7 protein-coding genes are annotated in these 6,838 nt (G+C 42.1%); 4 read left to right on the plus strand and 3 right to left on the minus strand.

Annotated features, from left to right (window positions below; all coding sequences use genetic code 11):
* Window positions 1-8: 8 nt before the first annotated feature.
* Window positions 9-1,187 (minus strand): ATP-binding protein, encoded by a 1,179-nt coding sequence (locus H6S82_RS13260; RefSeq protein WP_191056296.1) that lies wholly within the window; start codon window positions 1,185-1,187, stop codon window positions 9-11.
* Window positions 1,188-1,216: 29 nt separating this feature from the next.
* Window positions 1,217-1,717 carry a hypothetical protein gene (locus H6S82_RS13265; RefSeq protein ID WP_190464902.1) on the minus strand — a complete coding sequence of 167 codons (501 nt, stop codon included), beginning with the start codon at window positions 1,715-1,717 and terminating at the stop codon, window positions 1,217-1,219.
* A gap of 179 nt (window positions 1,718-1,896) precedes the next feature.
* Here H6S82_RS13265 and H6S82_RS13270 point away from each other — a divergent pair, with 179 nt between their 5' ends.
* Window positions 1,897-2,628 carry a Uma2 family endonuclease gene (locus H6S82_RS13270; RefSeq protein WP_190464901.1) on the plus strand — a complete coding sequence of 244 codons (732 nt, stop codon included), beginning with the start codon at window positions 1,897-1,899 and terminating at the stop codon, window positions 2,626-2,628.
* A 128-nt stretch (window positions 2,629-2,756) separates the two neighbouring features.
* Here the strand turns inward: H6S82_RS13270 and H6S82_RS13275 are convergent, their stop codons facing one another.
* Window positions 2,757-3,890 carry a cob(I)yrinic acid a,c-diamide adenosyltransferase gene (locus tag H6S82_RS13275; RefSeq protein ID WP_190464900.1) on the minus strand — a complete coding sequence of 378 codons (1,134 nt, stop codon included), beginning with the start codon at window positions 3,888-3,890 and terminating at the stop codon, window positions 2,757-2,759.
* Between the two features lie 715 nt (window positions 3,891-4,605).
* Between H6S82_RS13275 and H6S82_RS13280 the strand changes: the two genes are divergently transcribed.
* The 3 genes from H6S82_RS13280 to H6S82_RS13290 all read left to right on the plus strand — a co-directional run.
* Window positions 4,606-5,652, plus strand: coding sequence for a DUF5357 family protein (locus tag H6S82_RS13280; RefSeq protein WP_190464899.1), 1,047 nt, complete (start codon window positions 4,606-4,608; stop codon window positions 5,650-5,652).
* A 34-nt stretch (window positions 5,653-5,686) separates the two neighbouring features.
* The gene (locus H6S82_RS13285) at window positions 5,687-6,466 is read left to right on the plus strand and encodes an ABC transporter permease (RefSeq protein WP_191056297.1); all 780 of its coding nucleotides are present in this window, start codon (window positions 5,687-5,689) and stop codon (window positions 6,464-6,466) included.
* Window positions 6,467-6,484: 18 nt separating this feature from the next.
* The coding region (locus H6S82_RS13290; RefSeq protein WP_191056298.1) for a response regulator at window positions 6,485-6,838 on the plus strand (354 nt) is incomplete at its 3' end.

The following is a 6,838-nucleotide window of genomic DNA, read 5'->3' on the forward strand; positions in this document are numbered from 1 at the left end:
CTTCCGATCTAATCCTTCGCCTTCCCCCTATCTCGCCACCTCTTAGCAGCATCTTCAATTTCCCGTTTTTGAATCAAATTTTTCCGATTCTCATCAATCCACTGACGCAACAAACCCCATTCCCGAATCAAAGCTTCATGTACAACCTCAACCGTTTCTTCCCCAGTCGCCTCATTGCGTCCCGTCACCACCAAACGCTTATCAGCTAACTGCTTCACCAAATCCCAGTTATCCCCTCCCACCTCAGCACGGGTAGCCAGTTGTCGCGTATCCTCCGTCCCTTCCCCCACACGCACCAACTGGATAAAGATTTGCTGTATCTGTTTCCCGTCAATCTTCTGAGTCAGTTCCTCATACACCGCTTGTGCATACCCAGCCAGCGCCTTCTCCACACCTTTGATATCCTCGTAAGCATCATGGGTGAGCCGATTGTTTTTCTGTCTCCTCCACAACTGCTCTAAAGCAAACTCCAGCAAAGGCAGATTTCCCGGTTCCCGCTTCACCGCATCCAGAATTCGCTCAGTCAGTCCATCCTCCAATTTTACACCCACTTTCTCTGCCGGACGCTCAATTGCTTCCCGCATCTCCTCCCGGTTCATCGCACCGAGAAACTCCGGCTTATGCTGCTGTAACGCTGCTCCAAAAGTTGGGTAATTCAGCAGGTAACTCAAAAAATCAGCCCGTAGCGTCAACACCACCGTCAAATCGTTCGGTGCAGACTCAATAGCTGCCAGCAACGCATCCACAAACGGCTGTTGCTCCGTATCGTTGCGCGGATTATAAAGTTCTTCAAACTGGTCAATTACTAACAGCAACCGTTTGCCGGGATTGCGTGCCAAAATACTTGCCACCACCTGTGGCAGCGTCAACTTCCCTTTCAAATCTGCTACCAGTTCGGCTGCTCTACCAGGCTGCTGAATTTCGTCTAAATCCGGCTTCAGCAACCGCACCAGCGCCGAAGCAAGTCCAAAAAAAGGTTGATTCTGAGGACGAAAAGACTCAATCAGCCAATTTCTCTTTTCTTTCAACTTGGGAATCAGTCCCGCAAATACAACCGAAGATTTGCCGCTACCAGAAGCACCAATGACAGTGACTAACGGCTGTCGATAGACAACTTCAACTAAACTATCGACAAACTTCTGCCGCCCAAAGAAAAACTTTTCATCCTGCTCCCGAAATACCGACAAACCCCGATAGGGAGAATCATCGGCGCTAATTACTTTTTTTCGATTTCTCTCCGAAACAGTTGTCTAATCGGCTGAAAAACCCTTCTCAACGAGTTTTCCGTATCCAGTTCCACCTCATAAGAAAGAATGCCTGGAATTAAACTCAAAGTAAATTTCGCCTTAGCCGCCGCAGGTGTCCCTGGTTCGTTTAACTTATCCCGAATTTCCTTTAACAACTGCATGAATTCATCAGCATAGTTAGCACTAGGTTGGCTTTGAATTATTTGAACTTCCGGCACAATTTCCACAATGGCAAGACTCGCATCATCTTCTGGCACATCGCAATTGCGTGCTTCTTGCGCCAGCAGTTGCCAATATTCTGCTTCAACTTGATGCAATTCTGGTAAAACTTCCTTGCGAATTCTTTGCTTTATTGAGTTCTTTTCAAAGATATCATTAGCATAAGCAAGGCGCTTTTGGGCCTCACCGAGAGTTTCATATAAGGAATCCAGGGTTTGTTCTAAGTCAGCTAATTTACGGCTTGGGGGCATAGTTTGACCTATAGATATGATTTTTCTCTATATTGCCTCATTTCGGTAAGAAATAGCAAGTACTCGTTAAGGCTTTAGAAACCCGGTTTTTCTAAAAAACCGGGTTTCTGAATCTCACTCAAAACCTAACCACTAAAACTTTGATAAAATCAAAACAAATCAACCCAAAAGTAGCGTTTATGTCAACTCTACTCAGCGAAACGAAATCACCCCCAGGCATGGTTATTTCTTGGGAGGCTTTACCTGATGATTTTCAGTTAGAGGATGAACCAGTGGAAAATACAGGACAACCACTTTTAGCAGGTGCTTTACGGGAAAGTTTAGAAATTAGTGGTTTCATTCAACCACAAATGTTAATCGCCTCTAACTTTGCTTTGTGTGCCACAATCAATGGGCAATTTATCGCGAAAGCACCAGATTGGGTATATGTAGCATCAGTCAAAGAGATTTTACCAGAACGCCAAAGTTATACACCCAATTTAGAAGGGGAAGTACCAGCGATCGTCATAGAATTTTTATCCGATAAAGATGGGGGCGAATATTCTGTTAAACGCACCTATCCACCTGGAAAATGGTTTTTCTACGAACAAATATTGCAAATACCAATTTACGCAATATTTGACCCAGATGGCGGGTTATTAGAATACTATCTACTAGAAAATGGGCGCTATGAATTAAAGCAACCTGATGAAAATGGTCGCCATTGGATTGAAACAATGGGATTGTTTTTAGGAACTTGGCAAGGCACAAAAGAAGCAAGAACTGGCTATTGGTTAAGGTGGTGGGATAAAGATGGTAATTTGTTACCTTGGGCGGTAGAAAAAATCGAACAGGAACGTCAGGAAAAAGAAAGGCTAATGGCTTATTTGAGATCTCAGGGTATCGACCCCAATAATTTGCCGAACCTTTAACGAAAATTGCTCTCCAAAAAAACCCGGTTTTTTCAAGAAACCGGGTTTCTGAAAGTTGCCGATCGCTTGACGCACCGTACTTAATCTAAAGCTGCAACTTGAGTTATTAACATTTTTGATATCGCCTGTTAAAAATCCACTCCGCGTTTGAGTTCGACACCTCGATCGGCATAATGTTTGTGACAGATCATTTCCGAATGAACGCTGGCCAAATCGAAATATGCTGGTGTATTTAAACACCTACCCGTGATAATGATTTCCGTATCGCGTGGTTTGCGTAGCAGCGCTTGCACGATCGGTTCTTGAGGTAGCAGCTCTAAGTCAACAGTGGGGTTGAGTTCGTCGAGGATGATCGTTTTATACAGACCGGAAGCGATCGCAGCTCTGGCGATTTCCCACCCTCGCTCTGCTTCTACGTAGTCTATCTCTCGCTGCTGTCCCCGCCAGACGATCGCATCTCCCCCGCAGCGTTGATGGTCTACTAAGTTTGGATAGCTTTGCTGCAAAGCGGCGATCGCCGCATCTTCTGTATAGCCAGCGCCACCTTTGAGCCATTGTAAAATCAGGACGCGGTGAGATTTGTCCTGACTGATACCTCTGCCGATCGCCTGCAAAGCTTTCCCCAAGGCGCTGGTAGATTTGCCTTTACCGGCACCAGTATAAATTTCTATACCTTCAATACCTTGTTCCAAAGACATCGGATGGTAGTGAGGCTTCATTTCTGAATGCAAATCGGCGATATCCAGCAGCGCTGGCGGTGCGGCTCTCCCTGTAGCAATTACTTCTAAGTGTTCCGGTTTGTGTTTGAGGGTGTGGATAACTTCATCGACGGAGAGCAAACCCAAGTCCAAAACTGGGTTAAGTTCGTCTAAGACAATCACGGAATATAAACCGGATGCGATCGCCCCTTTGGCCACGTCCCAACCGCGTTGCGCTTCGATTCGATCGAACCGGGTGATTTCCTCTGGCCCGAAAAATTCGGATCTCCCCGTCCTCACCTGATCGATTAAATGGGGAAATCCTTGCTGTAAAGCTGCGATCGCGCCATCTTCATCGTAAGTACGTCCCGGCCCTTTGAGAAAACGCAGCAGCAACACTCTATTGTAAACTTTTGCATTGATACCCAATCCAATCGAGCGCAAAACCACTCCCAGCGCTGCTCTAGATTTTCCTTTACCCGCGCCATCATATACGTGTATTTGACCCAGAATGCGTTCCGGACGTATCTGAGCCGTGCGAATACCAATTCCTGTTCTAGTCATACTTTAGTAGTCGAGATTGTCGGAGTTAACTAATATATAGCTAATGGTGTCACAGTCATTAGTCTTTATTCAACACAACCGAATACTGCATGGGGAATAAAGCTTAAAAAATCGCGAATTTGGGATTTTAGATGCAAATTTCGGCTAAAATCTGCAATCCATCTCTATCACATCTATGTTTGCAGTTGTTTTGCCTTTGCGGGCGATTATGTTCCAAGTTCTGTTTTTGTCGATCGCGATCGCTGTAGAATCATTCGTTTTGCAGAAAAGGCTCGGTTTATCCCGTAGAGTTAGCATAGATTATGCAACATCTGTTAATTTATTGTCCACTATATTCGGCTGGCTGATTTTCTTTTTTTTGGAACCATTGCTACCTCAATTATTACAAAAACAATTAATCAATTTTATCTTGTTTGGTAATTTTTTCACACCATCATTTTTTCTCTCTAGCAGCATTTACTTTAATAGCACATTTTTGGCTTTTTTAGTGTTTTTATTAACTTTCTTAATTGAGTTTATTTGTTTTAATTTATTAATAGAACTAAATAAAATACTGAGGAGTAACCTCTCAAACAAAACAGATTTTGAATCAGATATTACCAACCTTAAAGTCATTGAACCTAATAGTCTCTTCTTAGCCAATGCTTGCAGCCAAAGCCTTATACTTTTTCTTTGTTTTTTTATCCAAATCCTCTAGTTATCGTTTTTGAGCAAAATGAAAGAAATAAGTAAATGGGTAAGTATTTTTGTAAAGCTAATCAAACCACCTCAAATATTTTCTTGGCAAACTGGATTTATAATTAGTTTATTGATTTGGTCGATTGCTGTATTTACAATAGCATCTTTACAAAACATACTCGCCTTGGTAAGTTGGTTATTTTTACTCATAAGTTCGGTTTTATTTGCCATAGAAAAACCTTTAATTATTGGTGGCATTGCTCTGAGTCCTTGGATTTCTGGAGCATTAATGTCTATTTTTTTGTTTAGCATTTCCAGCAATAGAATACAGGATTTTGCGTTGGTAATTTGGCCTATTCTGTCGGGAATTATTGCTGTAATGGCGGAATTGATGCACCCGGGAGGAAAGTTTAAAATTCCTTCGCCAGCAAGTGGCCAAAGACTGGTGATATTATTTTTAATTCACGTTCTGATTAGTTGCTGGTTACAATTTAATTTTTTCATCCAGGATTGGTTACAACGATATCCAAGTTTACTTGTTGATAATTTTAGTCAAAGTACATTTGTGATAAAAATAGCATATTTATCCAATACAACTTCGAGAGGTGCGAGCGTTTTAGATGCCATAGATTCTCAAATAAAAACACAAATAGATAATCAACCTTGGCCGCAGGCAGAAAGATGGTTAATAGATGCGGATAAGCGAGTAGCAATCCTGGCAGACGAAGTAATGAAAAAACTTCTTCCTGCTGAAGAAAATTCTATGTGGAGCTTTGAAACTAAGTTTTTGCCAAGCCAAATAGGGTATAATCTACAACTGTTAGGGAAGTGGCAAGGTCTGGGTTCTATGCCTGAAGGTTATCATATCAAAAAAACTTGTCGAATTTCACCAGTTACTATAGAAGGCAGCTATTTACCCAGTACGCGGGAGAATATCCTAAGATTGAGACGATCGCGTTCTGCTGTCAATCGTACAACCCCAGCAGTAAGTATAGCGGTATCTTCACCTGTAACCCTCACGAGAGTTATCTGTGGGCCTGTTACTTCTCCTATTAAGGGACAACCTAAGTCTTCAAAGTCATAGTATCATACTCTAAAATCTAAAAACTAAAATTGATATGAGTCACGCCAGGATATTAGTAATAGCGACGCACGTATTTCGAGAAGTGATTCGCGATCGGGTTCTCTATTTACTCGGTTTATTCGCCATAGTGTTCTTTGCTGCTGCGTTGCTATTACCTCGAGTAGCAGCTGGTACCGAAAACAAAATTACCCTGGATCTCGGTTTGGCTGGCATTGCTTTAATTGGCTTAGTCGTGGTTATATTTGTTGGCACCGGACTGGTAAACAAAGAAATTGAAAAGCGGACAGTTCTAGTATTAATGGCTAAGCCGATCGGTAAAGCAGAATTCATTATTGGCAAACACTTAGGTTTGTCGGCAGTACTGGGAGTGCTGCTAGCTTCCCTGACTGTAATTTATTTTTTAGTTATTATACTCAACCGGATTCCTTCGCCGTTCTGGAGCATATTAGTTGCAATTTTTTATTTGTTTGTCGAACTTTCTTTACTAAGTGCTGTGGCAATTTTATTTGGGGTATTTACCAGTTCGCTACTAGCGACCTTCTTAACTTTAGCTGTGTATTTGATGGGACACCTTAGCCCAGATAAAGTCAAGTTGGGTCAAATATCTAAAAATGCCAGCATAGAAAGTTTGACGCGAGGAATTTACCTCGTATTGCCAGACTTAACAAAATTTGATTTTAAAAATGAAGCGGTTTATGGTATTCAGCTATTCCCCCATGCGGGAGTGATGCTGATAAATCTTATCTATGGATTGATTTACATTGCGCTGCTGTTAAGCATTTCTATCCTCATTTTCTCTCGGCGTCAATTTTAAGCTTGAGCAAAATTTAACATGAACAGCGATCTAACAGAACCTTACGCAGAAAATATTCTCGTAGTTGACGATACACGAGATAACTTACGCCTTTTGTCAGCTATGCTAACCGAAAAAGGGTACGTAGTTCGCAAAGCTTTAAACGGTCAGATGGCTTTGACGGCGTGCCAAACTGTGTTACCAGATCTGATTTTACTCGATGTGATGATGCCTGGTATGGATGGCTATGAAGTTTGTCAAAAGCTGAAAGCAAATGAAAAAACTCGCGATATTCCTGTAATTTTTATTAGCGCTCTTAATGATGTATTGGACAAAGTAAAAGCTTTTGATGTTGGATCTGCCGACTATATTACCAAACCGTTTCAGGAGGCA

Origin of the sequence: Planktothrix sp. FACHB-1355, from assembly GCF_014748295.1 — a bacterium.
Lineage (GTDB): Bacteria > Cyanobacteriota > Cyanobacteriia > Cyanobacteriales > Aerosakkonemataceae > Aerosakkonema > Aerosakkonema funiforme_A.